Origin of the sequence: Aliiglaciecola lipolytica, assembly GCF_018860635.1 — a bacterium.
In the GTDB taxonomy this organism is placed as follows: Bacteria; Pseudomonadota; Gammaproteobacteria; order Enterobacterales; family Alteromonadaceae; genus Aliiglaciecola; species Aliiglaciecola lipolytica_A.
Map to the genome: position 1 here is coordinate 1 of NZ_JAHKPT010000006.1, position 23,907 is coordinate 23,907.

General features: G+C 41.0%; 20 protein-coding genes. 9 read left to right on the plus strand and 11 right to left on the minus strand.

Annotated elements, in window-relative coordinates:
• The first annotated feature begins 647 nt into the window (after positions 1-647).
• Positions 648-1,832, plus strand: a complete 1,185-nt coding sequence (locus tag KO530_RS02455) for a pyridoxal phosphate-dependent aminotransferase (RefSeq protein ID WP_216046815.1) — start codon at positions 648-650, stop codon at positions 1,830-1,832.
• Between the two features lie 244 nt (positions 1,833-2,076).
• Here the strand turns inward: KO530_RS02455 and KO530_RS02460 are convergent, their stop codons facing one another.
• From KO530_RS02460 to KO530_RS02470, 3 genes are all read right to left on the minus strand, one after another.
• On the minus strand, positions 2,077-3,252 hold the full coding sequence (locus tag KO530_RS02460; RefSeq protein WP_216046816.1) for a pyridoxal phosphate-dependent aminotransferase: 1,176 nt from the start codon (positions 3,250-3,252) through the stop codon (positions 2,077-2,079).
• A gap of 29 nt (positions 3,253-3,281) precedes the next feature.
• Positions 3,282-4,106: a sulfite exporter TauE/SafE family protein gene (locus KO530_RS02465; protein WP_216046953.1), complete on the minus strand. Its 825-nt coding sequence runs from the start codon at positions 4,104-4,106 to the stop codon at positions 3,282-3,284.
• Between the two features lie 128 nt (positions 4,107-4,234).
• A complete protein-coding gene (locus KO530_RS02470) occupies positions 4,235-6,853 on the minus strand; it encodes a TonB-dependent receptor plug domain-containing protein (RefSeq protein WP_216046817.1) in 2,619 nt (872 codons plus the stop codon).
• A gap of 531 nt (positions 6,854-7,384) precedes the next feature.
• On the opposite strand from KO530_RS02470, the gene KO530_RS02475 reads away from it, so the two are divergent.
• The gene (locus tag KO530_RS02475) at positions 7,385-8,386 is read left to right on the plus strand and encodes a LysR family transcriptional regulator (protein WP_216046818.1); all 1,002 of its coding nucleotides are present in this window, start codon (positions 7,385-7,387) and stop codon (positions 8,384-8,386) included.
• A gap of 17 nt (positions 8,387-8,403) precedes the next feature.
• Here the strand turns inward: KO530_RS02475 and KO530_RS02480 are convergent, their stop codons facing one another.
• The 4 genes from KO530_RS02480 to KO530_RS02495 form a co-directional block, all read right to left on the minus strand.
• Positions 8,404-8,790, minus strand: coding sequence for a hypothetical protein (locus tag KO530_RS02480; RefSeq protein ID WP_216046819.1), 387 nt, complete (start codon positions 8,788-8,790; stop codon positions 8,404-8,406).
• Between the two features lie 262 nt (positions 8,791-9,052).
• Entirely contained in the window at positions 9,053-9,292 is a 240-nt protein-coding gene (locus KO530_RS02485) for a hypothetical protein (protein ID WP_216046820.1), read from the minus strand.
• 10 nt (positions 9,293-9,302) lie between these two features.
• A complete protein-coding gene (locus KO530_RS02490; RefSeq protein ID WP_216046821.1) occupies positions 9,303-9,758 on the minus strand; it encodes a hypothetical protein in 456 nt (151 codons plus the stop codon).
• A 7-nt stretch (positions 9,759-9,765) separates the two neighbouring features.
• A complete protein-coding gene (locus tag KO530_RS02495; RefSeq protein WP_216046822.1) occupies positions 9,766-10,083 on the minus strand; it encodes a DUF883 domain-containing protein in 318 nt (105 codons plus the stop codon).
• A gap of 390 nt (positions 10,084-10,473) precedes the next feature.
• On the opposite strand from KO530_RS02495, the gene KO530_RS02500 reads away from it, so the two are divergent.
• Positions 10,474-11,280 (plus strand): endonuclease/exonuclease/phosphatase family protein, encoded by an 807-nt coding sequence (locus tag KO530_RS02500; RefSeq protein WP_252728759.1) that lies wholly within the window; start codon positions 10,474-10,476, stop codon positions 11,278-11,280.
• 91 nt (positions 11,281-11,371) lie between these two features.
• Here the strand turns inward: KO530_RS02500 and KO530_RS02505 are convergent, their stop codons facing one another.
• The 4 genes from KO530_RS02505 to KO530_RS02520 all read right to left on the minus strand — a co-directional run bounded on the left by KO530_RS02505 (position 11,372) and on the right by KO530_RS02520 (position 14,161).
• Complete coding sequence (locus KO530_RS02505) at positions 11,372-11,530, minus strand: YqaE/Pmp3 family membrane protein (RefSeq protein ID WP_216046824.1); 159 nt, start codon at positions 11,528-11,530, stop codon at positions 11,372-11,374.
• An 85-nt stretch (positions 11,531-11,615) separates the two neighbouring features.
• The gene (locus KO530_RS02510; RefSeq protein ID WP_216046825.1) at positions 11,616-12,062 is read right to left on the minus strand and encodes a PA2169 family four-helix-bundle protein; all 447 of its coding nucleotides are present in this window, start codon (positions 12,060-12,062) and stop codon (positions 11,616-11,618) included.
• Between the two features lie 367 nt (positions 12,063-12,429).
• On the minus strand, positions 12,430-13,464 hold the full coding sequence (gene recA, locus KO530_RS02515) for a recombinase RecA (RefSeq protein ID WP_216046826.1): 1,035 nt from the start codon (positions 13,462-13,464) through the stop codon (positions 12,430-12,432).
• Positions 13,465-13,675: 211 nt separating this feature from the next.
• Complete coding sequence (locus KO530_RS02520) at positions 13,676-14,161, minus strand: CinA family protein (RefSeq protein WP_216046827.1); 486 nt, start codon at positions 14,159-14,161, stop codon at positions 13,676-13,678.
• A gap of 165 nt (positions 14,162-14,326) precedes the next feature.
• Between KO530_RS02520 and mutS the strand changes: the two genes are divergently transcribed.
• From mutS to leuB, 6 genes are all read left to right on the plus strand, one after another.
• Positions 14,327-16,906, plus strand: coding sequence for a DNA mismatch repair protein MutS (mutS, locus tag KO530_RS02525; protein ID WP_216046828.1), 2,580 nt, complete (start codon positions 14,327-14,329; stop codon positions 16,904-16,906).
• A 187-nt stretch (positions 16,907-17,093) separates the two neighbouring features.
• On the plus strand, positions 17,094-18,725 hold the full coding sequence (locus KO530_RS02530) for a CTP synthase (protein ID WP_216046829.1): 1,632 nt from the start codon (positions 17,094-17,096) through the stop codon (positions 18,723-18,725).
• Positions 18,726-18,832: 107 nt separating this feature from the next.
• Positions 18,833-20,125, plus strand: coding sequence for a phosphopyruvate hydratase (eno, locus tag KO530_RS02535; protein WP_216046830.1), 1,293 nt, complete (start codon positions 18,833-18,835; stop codon positions 20,123-20,125).
• An 80-nt stretch (positions 20,126-20,205) separates the two neighbouring features.
• Entirely contained in the window at positions 20,206-20,847 is a 642-nt protein-coding gene (locus KO530_RS02540) for a hypothetical protein (RefSeq protein WP_216046831.1), read from the plus strand.
• Positions 20,848-21,232: 385 nt separating this feature from the next.
• Entirely contained in the window at positions 21,233-22,792 is a 1,560-nt protein-coding gene (gene leuA / locus KO530_RS02545) for a 2-isopropylmalate synthase (RefSeq protein ID WP_216046832.1), read from the plus strand.
• Positions 22,793-22,799: 7 nt separating this feature from the next.
• A complete protein-coding gene (gene leuB / locus KO530_RS02550; RefSeq protein ID WP_216046833.1) occupies positions 22,800-23,906 on the plus strand; it encodes a 3-isopropylmalate dehydrogenase in 1,107 nt (368 codons plus the stop codon).
• Position 23,907: the final 1 nt, after the last annotated feature.

Genomic DNA, 23,907 nt, shown 5'->3' on the forward strand with positions numbered 1-23,907 from the left:
TTTTACAACGACTTGGTTTGGATGAAAAATCCTGGCAATGTTTATTCTCAAGTTTTGAAACATCGTTTAGTGTGGCCGCAGGTCAAATCAATACCCTCAACAAATATAAACGCCGACGTCGACAAGCAAGTATTAGTTAGGTTGTTAAATTTAAAACCGGCTTAAGTAAACCTAAATTCATGTTATAAGAACCCACGATAGTAATGGGTTATTTCAACTTTCCGCTGTATCTACTTTTTAACTTGAAACTTAATCTCCACTTATATTTAACGCGATTGAACCTCCGAATAGTTGTATAACTCACATTGCTTGATTAAAAATATAGCTACAACTGTTTCTGAAACTAACATATGCCTGTCCAAGTTGTTTTCCTGTCCAAGTTGTTTTTATGCCTGTCCAAGTTGTTCCATTTATGCCTGTCCAAGTTGTTCCTTTATGCCTGTCCAAGTTGTTCCTTGCCAAGTTGTTCCAAGTTGTTATTTTGTAAAGAAGGAAACATTAAATTAACTTAATTTACAGCAAAAAAACATACCATTAAAAAGATAAAAAACCTCATCAATTTCATCGACTTAACCAACATTAACCATTGCAAAAAAGAACAGTAGGATTTAATCTAAAATCCCAGTAACTTTTAGACAGAGTGGCAAATGAAACAAGGTATAACAAACAATAATATAATTGATTCTTCACGCCGCAAATGGCTAAAATCCGTTGGATTAGGTACGGGAGCGGTAGCACTTTCTGCGTGTGTAGATTCAAGCGTAAAAGAACTAAATGCAGCAGGCATGAAAACGGATCACTTTCCATCCGCAACGCCTAATGTGAGTGATGGCCTAATTAGATTATCCTCAAATGAAAACGCATTTGGACCTTCAGCTAAAGCAGTGGAAGCCATGCAATCTGAGTTGTTCAATCTAGGCAGATACGCTGATGCGACAGTCGACGTCCTGAAAAAGAAGATTGCAGCCCAAGAGGGTGTATCCGAAGAACAGATCGTTGTTACCAATGGCTCATCCCCTATCCTATTTGGATACGCAGACTGGATCACCAAAAACGGGAACAAGTTAGTTACTTCCATGGCGACATATGAAGGTGTGCCTCGTGGCGCAGAGTTTATGGGCGCAGAGGTTACTTACGTGCCGTTAGACTCTGATATGAATTTCGATTTAGACGCAATTGAAGCAGCAGTCACTGATGACACCACAGCGGTTTATATCTGTAACCCAAATAACCCAACTGGGTGTGTCGTAGATTCTGTTAAGCTTACCGAATTCGCAAAACGTGTGTCACAAAAGGCTCAGGTTTTCATCGATGAAGCCTACATTGAAATGTCAGATGCATATCCAGCAAACGTTCAATCAAAGTTAGCAGCAGACGGATACAACGTGGTTATTTGTCGCACATTCTCAAAAATACATGCGATGGCCGGTCAACGTTTAGGTTACGCCATCATGCCTGCGGAACAAGCTAAAGTAATTGGCCGCATGTTAAGAATGGGCGGCGTGAACTATCTCGGACTTGTTGCCGGTATGGCGAGTATGGATGACCACGCAAATTTAAATACCATGCGAAAACGTGTTCAAACAGAACGCGCTAAGCTAACAGCTGCCGCACAAGAACTAGGACGTCCATATGCTAAAAATCCCCAAGGGAATTTCATCTATATGGATACAGGTATGCCCCATGATCAGTTTTCAGAAAAAATGAAGGCTGCCGGTATAAAAGTGGTTGGTAGAACATGGCCTGGTTATGACACTTGGTCTCGTATCAGTATCGGAACACCTGCAGAGACAGATGCTTGTGTTGACGCCTTGAAACTAGTTTTAGCATAATCAAAGTTTGAACACAGACACTCAACACCGTAAAACATTAAGAGTCTTAACTCATATTAATTCGGTGACGTTTCAAGCTCTAGCCCAACGAGTTTTCAGTCGGCTAGAGCAATGCTCATCTAACGCTAGCTATAATGTTTAGCCGCATTAACACATTAAAAAACCCCATTATTGGTGTTATCCAAATAATGGGGTTACTTTAAACCCGCAACTTTTTGATTAACTGAAAACAGTTTATCTGAGATTAAGATTTCATCATTTTATACATTTCATCTAATGCTTTAGGCATAGCATCAGCATACATTTGTACGTCTTTGATAATGCCAGTGCTGACTCGCGACCAAGGCTTATAGGTACGGTATTGACCTCGAATTAACACGTTCTGTTTTTCCATCGCTTTGCGAAATGCATTCGCATCGCCATTTTCACCCAAGTTAACAAATACGAAGTTTGTACTTGAGGGTAAAGCTGTTAGACCATTGGCTTTTACCGCTGACTGGATAATACCTTTAGCTTCCATCACTTTATCTCTGGAAAATGTTTTGAAGCCTTCATCATGATAACTGGCAATGGCTGCGGCTAAACCAGCCTGATTGATAGAGTAGCCACCCAATCCATATCTATTGATAAATTCAATGTTCTCTTCTGAGCCTAACATGTAACCAACGCGCATACCTGCAAGTCCGTAAATTTTAGAAAAAGTACGGGCGACAATAATATTGTGGCCTTGGTTAATAAGTGGAATCATCGAATGTTTAGGACCATCTTCAATGAGTTCATTATAGGCTTCATCAACTAACACCAAGGTTTTCTTAGATGCTTTAATACAAAACTCTTTGAGTTTCATAGGATCAAGAATTCGCCCAGTGGGGTTATTGGGATTACATACATGTACCATAGCGACGTTATCATCGATAGCATCGTAAAGGGCATCTAGGTCAATCTCCAAGTCAGCTGTATTTGCAACGCGACGAATATCAGGACCACCTTGGCTGATTGGCGCTTTAGAGGTTGTGTCCCAAAATAAATCTGGCCCCAAAATAACCCCTTTTGTGGTTGCTGCCAAAGCGGCGAAGGCCAGAATCAAGGATGACCCAGCAGTAATCGAAATATTACCTGGTTTCAAATTGTAATTTTCGGCAATCATGTCACGTAAATACATGCCGGCATTGTAGGCGTAATATGCCCCCCCTTGACTACTCGCTTGAGAAATAGCTTTCAGAGCTTCAGGGCTAGGGCCATAGGGATTTTCGTTAGCATTCAACTTGGCAATACCAGCGGCAGGTCCGTAACTCACTTTTGGTGCAGGACTTGTGGCAGCAGATGCCAAACCAGCAGGCACAATTAAACCAGAAGCTCCGGCGGCAGAAGCAGCAATACTGCCTCCTAAAAATAAGCGTCTAGATGGATTATAAGTCATTATTGTTTTCCTTTTTTCTTAATACGTGTCTACGACAAAACTTTGATAAACATGGCTGTTGATACAATCACTAAATAAATACCAAACAGACGTTTAAGCTTTTTCTCACTAAAACTATGGGCCATTGAAGCGCCAAATGGTGCGGTTAGAATAGAACCGACACTGATGGCAATAAGCGCAGGTAAATTGATATAACCTACGGTTCCAATTGGCATACTTTCAGGGCTTGTGTTTTCCATAAATAAAAATCCGATGGCCCCAGGTAACCCAATTAAACATCCCACACCTGCAGCGGTCGCCACTGCTTGTTGAATAGTGCGTTTACACATCACCATAGTGATAACAGTAGGTGTTCCACCACCAATTCCTAAAAGCGCTGAAAATCCTCCCAACACGAATGCCAGAGTGGCTTTGCCAATACCTGAAGGCATGGAAAACGAAACACCTGGACGAACTACAAAATCAGGGAACAGAAAATAAATTGAATACAACAAAACACCCGCAGCGAAAACGATGGTTAATCCAACGCTGCTTGTGTGGTTAGCAATAGCTAAACCTCCTAGCACACCCAATACAATCCATATTGACCATGACTTAAGCACTTCAAAATCAACGGCGCCTCTTCGACGGTGTGCCATCACTGAACGAGCGCTAGAGACAACAATAGAAGCTAACGACGTACCGATAGCGACCTTGACCAATTCTTCAGAATTGGGTGTAAAAAACGGAAAAACCGCCAATAGAGCGGGCACCACAACAAAACCACCACCGTTTCCAAATAAACCGGCGGTAATACCAGCAACAGCGCCGGCACAACATAACGTTAGAACGAACCAGAGTAACTCTATCTCCATCACAACATCGCTCCACTAAAAATTGTTATCAAAATATGTACTCAACTCAATAAAAAATAAACCCGTAAAACAAGCAGGGGGCTTTCGCCCCTTCTGCCATTTCTGTTATGTTCTAAACGTTTTACGTTTTAGAAATTAGCAATAAACTTGGCGTAGTAGTAACCTCCCTGCCAATCAACCACTGAATCTGAGCGATAAACGCGTCCACAACACGAATCTCCCATTGTTGCAGCATCAGGATAGTTGTCGAAAATGTTACGAACCCCCAAGGAAACCGTATACATATCATTGATATGATAGGTACCTTCCAGATCAACCATTAACTCTGAACCAAAAGTCTGGATTTCAGTATCATCAGAGCTATCGTTCGCATTTTCATATTCACCGTAATAACTGAAACGCGTGGTTAAACTCCAATCCTCGTAACTATGATTAATCGAGAACACTCCGCGCATTTCGGGTACACCATTCTCAAAATCGAACTGATCTTCAGCGTTTAAGTAATCACTTGGATCTGAATCAAACTCCTGAGAGTTATAATTAATCGAAGCGGTAAACATAGTTTCGCCGAAATCAGATTTCAAAGCGTAGGTACCAACTACGTCTAGACCTTCGGTTATTGTATCGAAGGCATTCTGGAAGAAGAAAACGCCACCAATGGATTCAGCACCCACCACGCCGGCTTCAGCCAGATTTAAATAGTTAGTATAATCATCACCAGTTGACGGATCGGTAGACACATCCATGGTAGAAACAGCATACACTCTGTCTTCCAATAATATATGGTAGTAGTCAACAGTTAAGCTGAAATCACCAATTGCTGCGGTCAAACCCAATGTAAAGTTAGTCGATAACTCGGGACGAAGCTCTTCAGCACCAAGTGCTTGGGCAACCGAACCACCTGCTGGAAACAAACCTGTCGCAACCGGAAACCCATTGGGTAAGCGTGTAGACACATTGGTTGTACCTTGCTGACCTGGAGTTGGTGCTCTGAAACCAGTTCCGTATGAACTACGAACTGCAAACTCGTCGGTAAATTGGTAAATAGCAGCGACTTTATAAACTAGCTCGGAATCAAAATCAGAATAATCTTCATAACGCAGTGCAGCTTGTGCAAATAGTTTGTCAGTTAGATCACCTGAAATATCCACATAAGCAGCATAAGAATCACGAGAGTATTTGCCTGAGAACTCAGGGGAGTAACCTGGGAAACCATTAGAACCTACACCAACAACACGGTAAACCGGATCTAATCCTTCAATACCGTCGTCTTCAAAACCGTCACCATCTACATCATTGGTCGTATAGTTAGCACAATCTAATGTCGAACCATTGTCAATAACAGCTTCACCAGCTTCAGTTGGTACATAATCATCTGTACAGAAATCCCATGGATCTGCGGAGGCGTAAGGACCCGCAAAATAGGAGTCTTCTTCTCCACCGGAGATTTCATATGACTCATCCATATAACTCAAACCAAAAGCAAGAACGTATTCAGCCAGGTCATAGGTAAAGTCAGCTTGAATTTGCGTCTCTTCATTACTTAAATCACCCGGTTTAAATGACGTAGGTGATAAGTTACCCATTGATGGGTTAATAGTATTGCTTAACGTATACGAAATTTCATTGTAACCATAGCGGGCACTTATATCGTAAGTAAAAGCATCGTTCACACCTTTAATACCACCAAGCAGTGAGTAGTCAGTTACGTCTCCGAAGAAACGTGGTGTGAATCCACCAGGAAATATTTCGATTGGGCTCCATATTGAACCATCTTCTAAACGAAGATCTTCAATGGTGCCATTACCTGGATAACGATAAAAGAATGCACCGTCTCCCTCACTTTCGGAATAATTTCCGAATCCGTAGAGTTCAACGTCATCTGAAAGTGAATAACCTGTGTTAACAAATATACGAGTGCCACTTGAATTAGGCTGTCCCCAAGGTTGAACTTGAGATGAACCATGGACTGTTTGACCTTGCAATTCTGCAGCGGCAATATACTCGGCAGATTGATCGTCTACACAGAACCAAGATTCGCAATATTGTGTTCCTCTAAACGTAGCTTCTGAATCGGAGTACTCAGCAGAGATACTTAGAAAACCGTCATCACCAAGAGCAAAACCTTTGTTACCAGCGATAACTAATTGATCGCCATCACCTTCAAAATATTGTCCTATTTCGGCTGAAAACATCCCACCTTCGGTGTTATTTTTTAGCTGAAAATTGATTACACCAGCGATGGCGTCAGAACCGTATTGCGCAGCAGCACCATCACGGAGTACCTCTACACTGGCAATGGCAGCAGTTGGAATAGTAGCCAAATCCGGCCCTTGCGTACCTGAACCACCAATAGAGACTAAAGAAGCACGGTGGCGTCGTTTAGAATTCACCAGTACTAAGGTTTTGTCGGTAGGCAAACCACGCAATTGAGCTGGGCGGATAAAGGTTCCACCATCTGAAATAGGTTGGCGAGAGACCGAATAGGATGGCACTAAGGTTTTTAGTACATCATTCATATCCGAAAATGCTACTGCATTTAAGTCATCTGCACTTAATACATCCACTGGTACTGGAGAACTAGTCACAGTTCTTGGCGCTCCTCGAGCACCTACTATCGCAATTTTCTCAAGATTATCGTCTTCTGCTGCGGCTTCTTGCGCAAATGCTAAAGGTGCACTCAGCAGAGAAATAGCGCAACCAGATAAACCAGCTAATATGGCAGTATTGATTTTGGTTAATTTCATTGAGTGTTCCCTTATTATTATGTGTTCTCAGTATTACGTCCGTGACTTGTTGTCCGTGTTCTTATGTTTTTATTTTTGTTTTGATAAAAAATACCTAAACTTGTTATTACCTAAGGGTTTGCCCTTAAAGTGATCAACTAAGCACCAACTGCAGGCAAGAGAGTATTTTGTTTATCCTGTTAGCCGTATCAACTAACCCACAAGAGACTAAGAAAAGCACTGGCGACGCGGAAGAAAAAAGATTATTGAGGGTTATAGGGAAAATATTGAGCCTCTACATTTACATATAAGTATCAATAAGATACGAATTCATTTGTGCGTAAAAAAATATTCCCAAAAGTTCAAAAAAACATATTATTTACAATTTCAAGCTTTAATAATTATAAGAATGGTATAAAAAATGCTTAATTTACAAGCAATTACAGTAGATAGTGCAAAAGATGAGTTTCGAAATGGAATGTAACTAAATTAGTGCAATGGAGAATAAGAAATTCAATCAATTGAGTAATAGTGTTAGGAGCAATGTGCTGAATGAATACTAAACAGTTGGAGTATTTTTTAATAACAGTGCAAAAAGGTAGTATTGCCGCAGCAGCCAGAGAATTAGACATTGCTCAACCAGCTATCAGTCAGCAATTAGCAAACTTGGAAAGAGAAATGGGCGCCGCTTTGCTTGAACGCAGCTTTCGAGGAGTAACCCTAACGCAAGCCGGGCAAATATTTGTTAATCATGCTCAAACCATCACAAAAACAATCAATGACGCCAAAATTGAACTACAACAGTTAATAAGTAATCGCTCAGGTACAGTTCGGGTGGGCATGCTACCCTCTATCGGTAACGTGTTGTCCATGCCGCTGATCGCTGAAATTAATCGTTTCCATCCGCATATAAAATTAGAAATCAGCACGGGGCCCTCATACGCTGTAAAAGAATGGCTCAAAACCAATCAACTCGATATTGCTTTAACCTATGAGCAAGAAATTGATCAGAATTTCATGACCACCTATCCTCTTATTGAAGAATATATGTATCTTGTTGTGGGCAGTAATGACAGTGCTGCCAATTATCAACAATTGCTTAACCGAGATACAGTGAATTTTTGGGAGTTGAGCCAATTTGAACTATTAACCCCTGGTTTAAAAGACGCACTGGGACAATTAATAAACACTTATGAACTCACCACAGGCGTTGCCTTAAAACATAATAAAGCCTATTCAGGGCAACTGATGACAGGTTTAAGGCAAGTAATTCAAGGTGAAGGTTTAATGATTTTACCTTCCTCAGCAATGTACCATTTAGAAGAAAGCAAGGTAGTCAAAACGTTAAAAATTGAACAACCGGAGATGACGCGTCTGGTACTAGCAACTACCAATAAGGGTATGCGTATCTCTGATGCCTCGATACAAATGTTGAATGTGATTAAAGCCGTAACAGCAAGCGAACAATCCTTAGCTCATTGGCGAGGTCGATTAGCAATGGCATCTGCAACGCCCGTAAATAGTCTATCAACGCTAAGCGCCGCCGCTATCTAACCTGGTAACCTTTTTACCTATATTTTGGCTGATGCAGCTTCTGATTGCGGTGTGAATGATCCAGAGCTAAGCAAAGCTGAACCAGTTGAAGAAGTTTGAATATTACCTTCTCTTAAATCTAATAATCGTAGGCCTCTTTGCGCATGATCCAAAGCTTGGGCTTGCCAATTTGATTGATGAAAGCGTTTTGAAGAGTAATAATAATATTCAGCACGCTGGAGACGCAGTCGACTATTGCGGTCTTGTTTCGTTTTATCCACTCTCTGTAACCTTTGCTCAAAATTTTTCAATAAATGAATCACAGGATCAGGTTTAGTTTCAGGTACAGGTTCGGTTTGCCCAATCACCATTGCCGAACTTAAAATTGCCACAATAATTACCGAAAATAACGTTAACTTTTTCATTGCGATATCCTATTCTCTGCACTTTTAACTTATAGACTGTTTTGCAGTTTTGATACCAAAATGAAAGGACAATTAATAGATCTCATAAAAAAGATATTATCAATATAAACAATAACTTAAGTCAATTAAAACAGATTTAAACAACACCTGATAAAATTGCGTTCGCGTAGATAAGAAAAAATTGCTTATTGGCTTGTAATTTATACTTAGATTTTAAATGCGGGGGTTGACGAGCTAAATTAATAGTAAAAAAAGCGAAAGGCTAAATAGCTCGTAACAATAGACTGATTATAGTTCTAGTGGAGTTTGAGTCTGAACTGGATTGCAATTCATAAATAGAACCAGCCACAAAAGATGCCAACAGACCTCGAGGTGAGCTAATCCACTGTTTAGATTGATCCTGTGCCTTATCTAAAGCGTGACGTTTGATGTCTTTCGACACTTTATACAGCTCAGCTTTGTTTTCAACGATGGCTTTTTGATTAGCTAATAAATCTAACATGTTAATCGCCTTATTTTTCTCGTCTTAGTGGATAGTTTTGCGCGGATGAATTTTCACTTCTAGGCTCAAATAAAGTCTTGATCGTGGTTGATAAACCAATTGAACGAATCGCATTTTTGAAAATTCGATGTATGACCCAGAACATTAATACATTGATGACAATTAACGACAAGGCAACTATCAGCCAATGCACGCCAAAGGCATGTGCTCCATATCCAAGTGTCAGTAGCAGTGTCGTCCAAATGATTAAACTGATCCCCACCAGCAACAAAACACAAACTGCGCTAAGCAATAGTGCTTTACCTGATAGCGTTAACTCCTGAACAGCCAACGACTTGGCTTTGCTAATTTGCTCTTTTTGCGCATCCCATACTCTAGACCAATAGGCCTGCAGGTCCGAAAAATCTACAGCGTCATCTTTAGGCGCTGTAGACTCTTCATTATGGTGAGCGTTACCATCAACCATCGTCAGTTTACTTTCTTTTCAAAAATGCAGTGAGAGCCATACCTGCGGCAAATGCAATACCGGCGGTGGCAAGTGGATTTTCTTTAGTGAATTTGCCCACTGCAGATGAATTCCAGTAATCCTGCGCTTGTTGCTGTTTTTCCGATAGAGTTTCAGCTGAGGCGCTTGCTGAGTGTCTCACTTTTTCTTCAGTTTTAGCAGCTTGTTTTGCTAAGGAATCAACTGAATGATGAAGCGCATCAGTCATTTTATCTGCGATTGGAGTCTCCGACTTAGCAGTTGTTTCGTTAGCCATCTTTGCTGCCGATTGCGTTTGGTTCGTCATCTTGTTCTCCTTTTAAAGTTAGAATGCTATCGCCCCATAAATGGCGTATAGTACTTTTAAAAGTGCAACGACTATGCCATCGAGAATTAAAGAACTAAGTCATTAAAAAACAGATAGTTAGAATAAGCATCTAACATGCTCTATTGAAAAATAGGGTTAACCTTGTAAATAGTTCTGATATCCTTTGCAACAATTACATCCATCTTTGAGAGCACTATCTTGGAAATAGGTCTTATCTGTTCAAGCTGCTTTTTAGTAGCGATAACCTTGCTACCCTTGTTGCCGAGTAATCATTGGTTATGTCGCAGCTGGGAATTTCCTAGGGTTCAGATCGTTTGCTTGATAATCATCAACGTACTAATGGTTTTATACTTAACCGAAGACTACCTAATGTACACTCTGCTGATAGTTAATTTAGCGAGCTTAATTTATCAGTCAATTTGGATTCTGCCTTACACATTTTTATATCCAAAAGAAGTGGAGCACGCTGATAGCTCATCAACTGAATCCAAGGTATCTATTAAAGTCATTACTGCAAACGTTTTAATGCCCAACAGATCGGCACAAAAACTAATTGATTTAATCCGTCAATACGAGCCAGATATTGTTGTTACGTTAGAGACCAACAAATGGTGGCAAGACGCAATGGAACCCATTCATGCCGACTTTCCCTTCAGAGTAAATAAACCATTAGATAACCTCTACGGAATGCACGTTTACAGCAAACACGTAATATCGGATTTAGAGGTACTGGAATTAATTGAAAAAGATATTCCCTCTGTTCATTGCCATATTAAATTTACCGAAAGCGTCAAAGTTAAATTCCATTTTTTACATCCAGCGCCGCCTTCACCTACTGAAAATGACACGGCAAAACCCAGAGATAAAGAGCTCATTTTAATAGCCAATAAAGTCGAGCCGTCCAAACAACCAATAATAGTCACCGGAGATCTAAATGACGTAGCTTGGTCACCTACCACAAGAGCTTTTCGGAAACTAAGTGGATTAAAAGATCCAAGGATTGGTCGCGGCTTCTTTAACACTTTTCATGCAGATTACCCGATAATCAGATGGCCATTAGATCACCTCTTTCATTCTCAACATTTTATGTTGGCTGACATTAAAAGGCTGCCATCGATTGATTCTGATCATTTCCCTCTCTATACAGAGTTAGTGATAAAAGATAAATGGGATTAACACATTGGGGGAATTCTGGGAGAGGAATAGGAGCAGTCCGCTAGCAAGATTATATTTTGCAACACGGACTTAACTCTATTGCAGATTCAATCTATCGTTTAGCGATAATCCAAACAGCGTGAATTATGCCTGGCAAATAGCCGAGGATTGTAAGCAATATATTTAAGAAAAATGCGCCACTAAAGCCCACCTGTAAAAACACCCCAACTGGGGGTAAAAGAATAGCCAATATTAGCCTAATGATATCCATAATTTACCTCTTGATTCATTTGTTGTTAGTTGATAATAATATTAGAAGCCGCTCAATGAGCGGCTAGCTATCATTAAGTTATCGGTTAAGCAGTGAGTTCCTGCAGGGCTTTCATCTCGTCATGACAAGCTTGCATAGTGCCTCGAATTTCTCTAAGGGCTAACGTACATGTATCAGGCTGCTTTTCTGCAAGTGCCTCGTCGATTACTTCGAGTGTCTTGTCCTCAACCTCTTCAAGTTGACTAATATAGGTATGCTCTTTATCAAAAGATAAAAAACCTACCAATTTTGTGTACATGTTGCGTACATTGACGGCGATGGACTCACCAGTTTCTTTCTCACCTTGCTCTGCAATCGCAAAAGGCTGAAGTGCTTCGATTGCTGCTTTTTTCTCAAACATCATTCTCGCAAACACTTGCTTTACAGACTCATGGGTTGCTTTATCAATACTTTCTTCATAAAAATCTGCGCCTGCTTTTAGCACTTCAATCACGTCTGCTACTTTGTTCACTTGTTTTACTTCATTACTCATAAAAATCTCCTATTAATGACTTAAAGAAATAACCAAAGTTAATCATTGGTTGTTGAGTTACGCACTAAGGTAAATGCAGAAACCACACCATTTCTTAAAAACAGTTAGTAGAAGTTAAAACAGCACCATAAAAAATCGATTTTATTAATAAATATCAAATAGATATAAAAATAATAAAAAACAAAATGATTGAGACAAGAAGCCAGAAATATAAAAATTAAGTAGGCTTTATTTTACTAATGTAAAAAATTTACTCGAAAATTGGAAAGATTACATTGTTGGGATATTGAAAGGGAGGAAAATTAAAAAACCCCGCTAAATAAATTAGCGGGGAACTCACGCTTAGGGGATGTGTATAAGGTTAGGGTTACAACACATCCTCAGAAGCTACAGGATCTTCTGGTTTGACTGTTTTAGACAGCAACAACTCTGCTCTCAGACGCTTCTCGATATCGTCAGCCATATCAGTATGCTCTTTCAAATACTTAACCACGTTGGCTTTTCCTTGACCGATACGCTCGCCATTGTAGCTATACCAAGCTCCAGCCTTCTCAACAAACTTTTGCTTAACACCCAAATCAATAAGTTCGGCTTCTTTACAAATACCTTGGCCATATAGAATTTGGAATTCAGCCTGTTTAAATGGAGGTGCGACTTTGTTTTTAACAACTTTCACACGGGTTTCATTACCAACCACTTCATCACCGTCTTTAATCGCACCGATACGTCTAATATCTAGTCTTACAGAGGCATAGAACTTAAGTGCATTACCACCAGTTGTGGTTTCGGGCGAACCAAACATAACGCCAATTTTCATACGAATTTGGTTAATGAAGATTACCAAAGTATTTGAACGTTTAATGTTACCCGTTAATTTACGTAGCGCTTGTGACATCAGACGTGCTTGTAAACCAACATGAGAATCACCCATATCACCTTCGATCTCAGCTTTAGGCGTTAACGCTGCCACTGAGTCAACGACTACAACATCTACTGCGCCAGAACGAACTAACATATCGCAGATTTCCAATGCTTGTTCACCGGTATCTGGCTGCGAAACCAAAAGATCATCGATGTTTACCCCTAACTTTCCTGCATAGACAGGATCCAAGGCATGCTCTGCATCAACAAACGCACAGGTTTTACCCATTTTTTGCGCTTCAGCAATAGCTTGCAAAGTTAGCGTTGTTTTACCTGATGATTCAGGACCATATATCTCAACGACTCGTCCACAAGGAAGACCGCCTATTCCCAACGCGATATCAATCGTCAAAGAACCTGTTGAAATAGCTTCAATATCTAAAGCTTGGTTGTCTCCGAGGCGCATAATTGCACCTTTACCAAATTGTTTTTCAATCTGCCCTAGAGCAGCTGATAATGCGCGAGATTTATTATCGTCCATCGGAATGTCCTTCGAAAATAGCGTGATAAATTAAACAAGGGTTCAACGAACTTACTTATTAGTAACTTGACGTTAAGTTTATGCCCAGAAGTATACTGTATGATTATACAGTTACAAGTACAGTTTTACTTTTTTTACGAATTTCTGCTTTTGAAAGTTAAAAATACTATCCAAAGTTATTCAGCGTAACTATCTAAATACATGTTTAGACTTAGCTAATTCGTTGGCTAGTCTGTTGCAATGCAAATTCAATGGCCTGAAGTCTTACTTGATGCCGATCCCCAGAAAAAATCTGCTTTTCAGTAGAAATATCACCGTTGATAAAAAAACCAAACCAAACTAAACCAACGGGTTTATCTTCAGTTCCCCCATCCGGTCCTGCAATTCCACTAATAGAAACCCCAATTTCTGCTTGCGATTTTAGTGCGCATCCAGAGGCCATCTGCTCAACCGTTTGTTGAGACACTGCGCCAAATGACATCAAGATTTCTTGTCTCACTCCTAATAAAGATTGTTTAGCGTCATTAGAATAGGTAACAAAAGACTGTTTAAACCACTCAGAGCTTCCCGCAACACTGGTGATTGCAAAGGCGACACCGCCCCCTGTACAAGACTCTGCGCTACTAATCGTCCAACCTTTGCTTTTTAGCTGTTGTCCAAGTTGTTGGGAAACCCGCTCTATAGATTCGGTTAACATAATGCAAATATGCTCCATTTCAATGTTTATCTGGCAGATTGTACTAACAACTGCTAGAAAAAAAACCCATACTTCTTATAATGCCCAATTGTTTTTAATTGCCTTAATTCGATTAAGTTATTTATTCCGAACATAACCTCAACCTGCAAAGAGATCGCAACCTCAATGAGTAATAGCGTTAAACAGTCTGATCTAGATAGTCACACCCCTATGATGCGTCAATATTTAACAATAAAGGCGGAGCATCCAGACATTCTTTTGTTTTATCGAATGGGGGATTTTTATGAGCTGTTTTTTGACGACGCTAAAAAAGCATCCGAGTTATTGGATATTTCTCTTACTGCCAGAGGCAAATCTGGTGGTAATGCTATTCCTATGGCTGGCGTGCCTTATCATGCAGTTGAAAATTACCTTGCCCGTTTAGTAAAAATGGGACAGTCAGTGGCCATTGTTGAACAAGTTGGAGATCCGGCGACCAGCAAAGGCCCAGTGGAAAGACAAGTACAGCGTATTGTGACCCCTGGAACCGTGACTGATGAAGCCTTGTTAGAAGATAAACAAGACAATTTACTAGCCGCCGTTTTTGCCCGTAAAGAGGTGTTTGGTGTGGCTATTCTAGATATAACAAGTGGCCGTTTTAGTATTTCTGAATTGTCTGGAGAAGAAGCGCTTTTAGCCGAATTACAGCGCTGTAACCCGGCAGAATTACTTTACCCTGAAGGGTTTAGTCACCTGCACTTAATTGACAACCGAGCTGGACTGCGTCGCCGTCCAGTTTGGGAATTTGATTTTCAAACCGCCAGCAATCAACTGAATCAGCAATTTGGTACCACTGAACTAAATGGCTTTGGAATTCAAGACGCAAAAATTGCCATATGCGCTGCAGGTTGTATTGTTCAATATGTTAAAGATACGCAACGTTCTGCCCTGCCCCACATACGCAAAATACAATTACAAAACCATAACGATACCGTGTTGATGGATGCTGCCACTCGTCGCAATCTAGAATTAACCTTGAATTTGTCTGGCGGCGTTGAGCATACTTTAGCGAGCATCTTAGATTTTACTGTCACGCCAATGGGCAGTCGCTTGTTGAAACGCTGGATTCAAACCCCGATTCGCGACTTGCAGGTAATAAATAGCCGTCAACAACAAATACAAGCCTTACACCAAAGCGAATACGAAGACTTACGCGACATGCTGAAGTCGGTTGGCGATATGGAACGCTGCTTAGCAAGGTTGGCGTTACGTTCAGCGCGACCAAGAGATTTCTCTCGGTTGAGCAACGCATTTGACATGCTGCCAGAAATTCAAAACAAGTTAGCCGATTTAGGTTCAAATTTTCAGACGTTGAGTACAAATATCAACAACTTCCCTGAATTTAGTGACTTATTGAATAAAGCCATTATTGTTAACCCTCCGGTATTAATCCGTGATGGAGGTGTAATCGCTCCTGGTTACAATGAAGAGTTAGATGATTTACGAAACTTAGCAAAAGGTGCAACAGACTACCTTGAGCAATTGGAAATCAGAGAAAAAGAACGCACCGGCATTCACTCGCTAAAAGTCAATTATAACAAGGTTCATGGATACTATATTGAAGTCAGTCGCAGTTACGCGGATCAAGTACCTGCAGATTATGTGCGCCGCCAAACCCTCAAGAATAATGAGCGTTATATCATTCCTGAGCTCAAGGAACACGAAGATAAAGTCCTTACCAGTCAAGGACGCGCATTAGCCTTAGAAAAACAATTGTATGAACAGTTGTTTGATTTATTGCTACCGCAACTCAATGAACTCATGGCATGCGCTATGGGATTAGCTGAACTCGACGTAATTTGTAATTTAGCACAAAGAGCTGATGCCTTAGACTTACATTGTCCTGAAATGAGTGAAGAGACGGGAATATTTTACGAACAAGGTCGCCACCCTGTAGTAGAAAATGTTATGAAAACCCCTTTTATCGCCAACCCGTTAGCCATGACACCAACAAGACGGATGTTAATTATTACGGGGCCTAATATGGGTGGTAAATCAACCTATATGAGGCAAACAGCTTTAATAGTGCTTATGGCTTATATAGGCTCATTTGTACCGGCACAGCAAGCAGTAATCGGCCCGATAGATAGAATTTTCACCCGTATTGGTGCTTCAGATGATCTCGCTTCCGGCCGTTCGACCTTCATGGTTGAGATGACCGAAACCGCTAATATTTTAAACAATGCAACGGCTAACAGTTTAGTGTTGATGGACGAAATTGGTCGCGGTACCAGCACTTATGATGGCCTGTCGTTAGCTTGGGCATGCGCCGAATACCTCGCCTCACAAATTAACGCCTACACACTTTTTGCCACCCATTACTTTGAGTTAACAAAATTAGCTGCAGAACTCGATTCCCTGGCCAATGTGCATCTTGATGCTGTTGAACACAACGACGAAATTCGTTTTATGCATGCAGTACAAGAAGGACCTGCCAACCGCAGTTACGGTTTGCAAGTAGCGCAATTAGCAGGTGTGCCCAAAAGTGTTATTCGCTCAGCCAAAGCGAAACTCGCAATTTTGGAGAAACAACCAAATATAGAAGTTGATGAACTAACAGTAAGTAATCACTCACAGCAATTAGACTTATTGGATTCTGTAGATGAGTTACGGATTAAATTAAAGCAAATTGACCCCGATGAATTGACGCCTAAAGAAGCATTGGCACTACTTTATTCATTGAAAGAAATCAGTAACCAATCCTAAGTATTTGATAGTTATTCGCGGCTTATAGATTTAGATTATTTCATATCAAAATTTGTCGCGCTTAAATGAAAAAGTTCGTTGTATGGACAGGCAGCTTTCCGTATACTGTTGAGCCGTCCATACGCCGAAAATTTATCGGTCCCTTGGTCAAGTATTCTTATTCAACTCCAAACGTCTTAGGTTACACATGACACATTATATTTTCGTCACAGGTGGTGTCGTTTCATCACTTGGAAAAGGTATTGCCGCAGCTTCGTTAGCTGCAATCCTCGAAGCTAGAGGATTGAAAGTTACGATGCTCAAATTGGACCCATATATTAACGTGGATCCGGGCACCATGAGCCCCATCCAACACGGCGAAGTATTTGTTACCGATGACGGTGCAGAAACAGATTTAGATTTAGGTCATTACGAGCGCTTTATTCGCACCCGCATGACTAAGCGCAATAACTTCACTACAGGTCGCGTTTACGAAGAAGTGTTAAAACGTGAAAGACGCGGTGATTATCTTGGTGCAACTATTCAGGTTATTCCACATATTACTAATGAAATAAAGCGCCGCGTAATCGAAGGTGCCGAAGGGGTAGATGTCGCGATTGTTGAAATTGGTGGCACTGTTGGTGATATTGAATCACAACCGTTTCTCGAAGCAATTCGTCAATTGGGAGCAGAGCTTGGTCGCGAGCGCGCAATGTACATGCACCTAACACTAGTTCCTTATATGGCCGCTTCTGGAGAGGTGAAAACGAAACCCACTCAGCATTCAGTTAAAGAATTACGTTCTATCGGTATCCAACCGGATATTCTGGTTTGCCGTTCAGAAAGCGCCCTTCCCTCAAACGAACGTCAAAAGATCGCATTGTTCACGAACGTCCCCGATAAAGCAGTTATTGGCCTTAAAGATGTTGATAGTATTTATCGAATTCCAGCGGGATTAAAAGCCCAAGGAATGGATGAGTTAGTGGTTAAACGTTTTGGTTTGGACTGCCCTGAAGCTGATTTAACTGAATGGGAACAGGTTTTATACGCAGAATCAAATCCAACTGGCGAAGTAAACATTGGAATGATTGGTAAATACGTAGAATTACCCGATGCTTATAAATCAGTTAACGAAGCGTTAAAACATGCCGGCCTTAAAAACCGCTTATCAGTTAATATCCGTTATATCGATTCGCAAGACATTGAAAGCAAGGGCGAAGCTGTGTTACAAGATCTTGACGCTATTCTGGTCCCTGGCGGGTTTGGTGAACGAGGAATTGAAGGTAAAATTGCCGCGGCGAAATATGCACGCGAAAACAAAATACCTTATTTAGGCATATGTTTAGGTATGCAGGTGGCGTTAATCGAATATGCTAGAAATGTGACTGGCATGGCCGATGCTAACAGCACCGAATTTAATCCAGAAACGCCTTTCCCAGTGGTGGGTTTGATCACTGAGTGGCAGGAAACTGACGGTAGCACAGAGGTCAGAGATGAAAGTTCTGATCTTGGTGGTACAATGCGTCTGGGTAGTCAATTGTGTCATTTGATTCCAGATACAAAGGTTCAGCAGACCTATGGTAATACAGAAATTTATGAGCGCCATAGACACCGTTATGAAGTGAACAACAACCTACGTAGCGAAATCGAAGCGTCAGGATTGGTTGTATCTGGTTTATCAACTGATAAACGTTTGGTGGAGGTAATTGAATTGCCTAACCACCCATGGTTTATAGCTGGCCAATTTCACCCTGAATTTAACTCTACACCCCGTGACGGCCACCCATTATTTACTGGGTTTGTGCACGCCGCTGGTGAATACCATAAAAATAATAATTAAAGAAAAATCAAGCGCCTATTCGCATAATCATAAAATATAGCCCCATTGGGGGTTATATTGTGCGTGTGCTTAGAACGTAAATTAAACATTTTTATAAGGCAACAAAAATGGCAAAAATCAGCAAGATTATTGGCCGTGAGGTAATGGACTCGCGTGGTAACCCAACTGTAGAGGCAGACGTATATTTAGAAAGTGGTGCCTGGGGCAGAGCATGCGCTCCATCTGGTGCATCTACTGGTTCTCGCGAAGCTTTGGAATTGCGCGATGGTGACAAATCTAGATATCTAGGAAAAGGCGTTTTAAAAGCCGTAGCAGCAGTAAACGGTGATATTCAAACATCTTTGCTAGGCAAAGATGCGCTAGACCAACGTGCAGTTGATCAAATCATGATCGATTTAGACGGCACCGAAAATAAAGAACAATTTGGTGCTAACGCCATTTTGGCGGTTTCTCTAGCAGTGGCAAAAGCTGCGGCTATGGAGAAGAAAATACCGTTATATCAACATATTTCAGAACTTAACGGTACACCAGGACAATATTCAATGCCGGTTCCAATGATGAATATCATCAACGGTGGTGAACATGCTGATAACAACGTCGATATTCAAGAATTTATGGTTCAGCCTGTAGGCGCACCTAACTTCCGTGAAGCGCTACGCATGGGTGCTGAAATCTTCCACAGCTTGAAAAAAGTATTGTCTGCAAAAGGTTTAAGTACTGCAGTTGGCGACGAAGGTGGCTTTGCTCCGAATTTGAGCTCTAACGAAGAAGCTCTTAAAGTTATCATTCAAGCCGTTGAAAGTGCTGGTTATGTGATGGATAAGGACGTTACTCTTGCCCTTGATTGTGCATCATCTGAGTTTTACGTAGATGGTCAGTACAATATGAAAGGTGAAGGTAAAATCTTTAACTCAGAAGAGTTCAGTGATTACCTAGCGGACCTATCAGCTAAATATCCAATTATCTCAATTGAAGATGGTTTGGATGAAAGCGATTGGGATGGTTGGGCTTACCTAACTGGTAAAATTGGCGATAAAATTCAACTAGTTGGTGATGACTTGTTCGTAACCAATACTAAAATTTTAAAACGCGGTATCGACAATGGTGTAGGTAACTCTATCCTCATTAAGTTTAACCAAATTGGTTCACTTTCCGAGACATTAGATGCAATTAAGATGGCAAAAGATGCAGGTTTCACTGCTGTTATCTCTCACCGTAGTGGCGAGACTGAAGATGCAACTATCGCTGATTTAGCGGTGGGTACAGCTGCTGGTCAAATCAAAACGGGTTCACTATGCCGCTCTGATCGTGTGGCTAAGTACAACCAATTGCTTCGCATTGAAGAAGCTTTAGGTGACTCAGTTAGTTACGGCGGTCGCGCTGAAATTAAAGGTCAATAAAGCCTAATGAGCATGTACCAGCCTAAGTTTTATCTGGTACATGCTTACAACTACCCTAATTGTCTGATATAAGTCAGATAATGTCCGATACCAATCATCAACAACAAGTTGATATATTCGCCTCCGATCAAAGACAGCGCCATTTTGCCGAGCTGTGCAATGCCCTGTATGAAAGAGAATTGCTGTCATTAAGCAAGAGTACTGTCAACAATATACGGTTATTACAGCGTAGGTTGTCAGGATTGCCTTATCATATTAAAAATGCAGCTGAATACTTACTAGCTCAAAGTTACCCCATCGAAGTAGACGTCCACAACGGCAGTTGGCAAGCTAAACAAGCGGCTAAATGTGTGAGCGCCAAATACGATCCGCAAAAATTATTGGCATGGTTTCAAAGCCATGTTCGTATGGGTTTGCCATCGCCTATTTGCATCAGTGATATGGGCATAGAAACAGTAGAATTAGACTCTGTTGATAGAATAGACAAAGAAAACCATAAATTACATTTCAACAAACACGGCTGGTTTGATTTCAACGGAACATTTCTTGGTGAGTATGACCATTCATTGCAAAGTAAAACCTTATTGATTCCAAATAAAGGCAATATTACAGCTGCTTGTTGCGGCCATAGTTGGAACCACAAAGGCAAAACCATTCCCAGAACACTCAGCCTTAGAGAATTACTTTTATCCACCACAATTAACTGGAAAACCTACAAGTAGTTAATAACCGAACAGCAAATAAATGAATCCTCAAAGATAGTTCAAGGATATACCTTTTTGTTAAGCAAAGTGGCTGCAAAAATGAGACCAATAAAGCACTGCTTATCCCGAGAACAGGTTAGTTATTCCAAAGCGATATATAAGGATTTATTATCTAAGGTTGACGCATAGGCCGATAAAGGATACAAATACACCACTAGAGAATTTACTCAAAATTTGATTAATTGAGAGCAATGTGACATTACGTAAAGCAACTTTACTCAACATCCTACTACTTCTGGCAGCGAGACTGCACGGGTAGGTTGTAAATGTCACAACTGATTTTAAAACCCGTGCAACGCACGGGTTTTTTTATATGGGCAATATACTTAACAGGAGAAAAAATATGTCTAATCAAGTGAAAATATTTGATACAACCTTGCGTGATGGCGAACAAGCGCTGCCAGCAAGTCTCACTGTTAAAGAAAAACTGCAAATAGCATTTGCCATTGAAAGATTAGGCGTAGACATTATAGAAGCAGGATTTCCAGTTTCGTCACCGGGTGATTTCGCTTCTGTACAAAGTATTGCAAGAGAAATCAAAAACGCCACTGTATGTGGATTATCTAGAGCCCTAGAAAAAGATATTGATGCCTGCGGTGAAGCGTTAAAGGTCGCAGATCAATTTCGTATCCATACTTTTATTGCCACCTCTGATATTCATGTTGGTGCAAAGCTTAAAAAATCCCAACATGAAATTGTTGAAATGGCAGTGCATGCCATAAAACATGCGCGCCGCTATACCGATGATGTGGAATTTTCCTGTGAAGATGCTGGACGCACGCATATCGATTATTTGTGTCGTATGGTTGAAGCTGCCATAACCGCTGGCGCAACAACAGTGAATATCCCTGATACTGTGGGCTACACGACGCCAACAGAATTTGGCGGCATCATCAAAAACCTATTTAACCGCGTTCCAAACATCGACAAAGCAACAATTTCTGTACACTGTCACAATGATTTAGGTTTGGCTGTTGCCAACTCATTGGCGGCGGTTGAAAACGGCGCTCGACAAGTTGAAGCAACAATTAATGGTATTGGTGAGCGAGCAGGTAACTGCTCTTTAGAAGAAATTGCAATGATTTTGCAAACCCGTCAAGCCATGTTGGGATTACAAACCAACATCAACTCCCACGAAATTTCACGCACCTCTAAATTAGTAAGTCAGCTGTGTAATATGCCAGTTCAGGCCAATAAAGCCATTGTCGGTACTAATGCGTTTAGTCACTCTTCCGGTATTCACCAAGATGGCGTATTGAAAGCGCAAAATACCTACGAAATCATGACACCGGAAAGCGTGGGCATAAACAAAAACAACTTGAATCTTACATCACGTTCAGGTCGCCACGTTATTAAACATCGATTAACCGAATTAGGTTACAAAGAGAGTGATTACGATTTAGAAGCAATCTACGCTGCATTTTTGAAATTGGCCGACAAAAAAGGTCAGGTGTTTGATTACGATTTAGAAGCACTGTTGTTTTTTGATCAACAAAAACAAGAGCAAGCTCATTTCGAATTGCTTTATTTACAGGCAAACTCGGGGCGAGAAATCATTCCTAGTGCCACCGTCAAAATGCGTATCGGTGAAATTGAAATCACTGAGTCAGCGGTTGGTAATGGCCCTGTAGACGCAGCATTTAACGCCATTACGAAAGCCATTGGGCACAGCCGCGTAGATGTGGTTGACTTCAAACTCGACTCTAAAGGTGAAGGCGCCGATGCATTAGCTCAAGTAAGCTTGATTGCTGAATATAATGGCCGCCGCTTTAACGGTATTGGCCTAGCCACTGACATCGTAGAGTCCGGTGTAAAGGCACTGATTTACGTTTTAAACAATACACATTTAGCCGACCAAATTGATCAACAGAAGAAACAACAAATAAAAATTGCAGGGGTTTAATAAGTACATGTCTAATTATGAAATTGCCGTATTACCAGGAGACGGTATAGGTCCGGAAATAATGGCTGAGGCTAGAAAAGTACTCAGTGCAGTTGAAAAAACCTGTGGGTTGTCATTCACTCTGAACGAATATGATGTAGGTGGCTTAGCCATCGATAATCACGGGCAGGCGCTACCAGAATACACGCTAAAAGGATGCGAACAAGCAGATGCTATTTTGTTTGGTTCGATTGGTGGCCCTAAGTGGGACAGTTTACCTCTAGAGCAACGCCCAGAAAGAGCCGCGCTGCTGGCGTTACGTGGTCATTTTGATTTATTTAGTAATTTACGACCTGCAAAAATTTACCCTGGTTTAGAAGCCTTATCTCCACTTCGCGCTGATATTGCGGCAAGCGGCTTTGATGTTTTAGTTATCAGAGAACTTACTAGTGGCATTTATTTTGGCCAACCTAAAGGCTTAGAAGGCGAAGGTGAAGAACAGTTTGCGTACGACACCATGCGTTATTCAAAACGAGAAATTCGTCGTATTGCCAAAAGCGCCTTTGAAGCTGCAATGAAACGCGGTAAAAAAGTCACCTCAGTTGATAAAGCAAATGTATTAGTGTGCTCACGATTATGGCGTGAAGTTACTGAGGAAGTCGCAAAAGATTATCCAGAAGTAACCTTAGAACATATATATATCGATAACGCGACTATGCAGTTGCTTCGTTACCCCAACGAGTTCGACGTAATGCTTTGCTCTAACTTGTTTGGCGACATTATATCTGATGAATGCGCAATGATTACGGGCTCTATGGGTTTATTACCATCGGCAAGTGTGAATGAAAGCGGATTTGGTATGTTCGAACCAGCCGGGGGCTCAGCGCCGGATATAGCGGGCAAAGGCATCGCCAATCCAATTGCCCAAATCTTATCTGCTTCAATGATGCTACGTTACAGCTTAAATCAAACAAAAGCAGCAGACCAAATTGATGATGCGGTACGTAAAGCATTAGCTGAAGGTGTATTGACTGGGGAACTACTTCCACCAGAAAAACGTCATCTTGCTAACACTACGTCGCAAGTGGGTGATGTAATTTGTCAGCACATATTATCTTCCGTACAAATTAACTAGA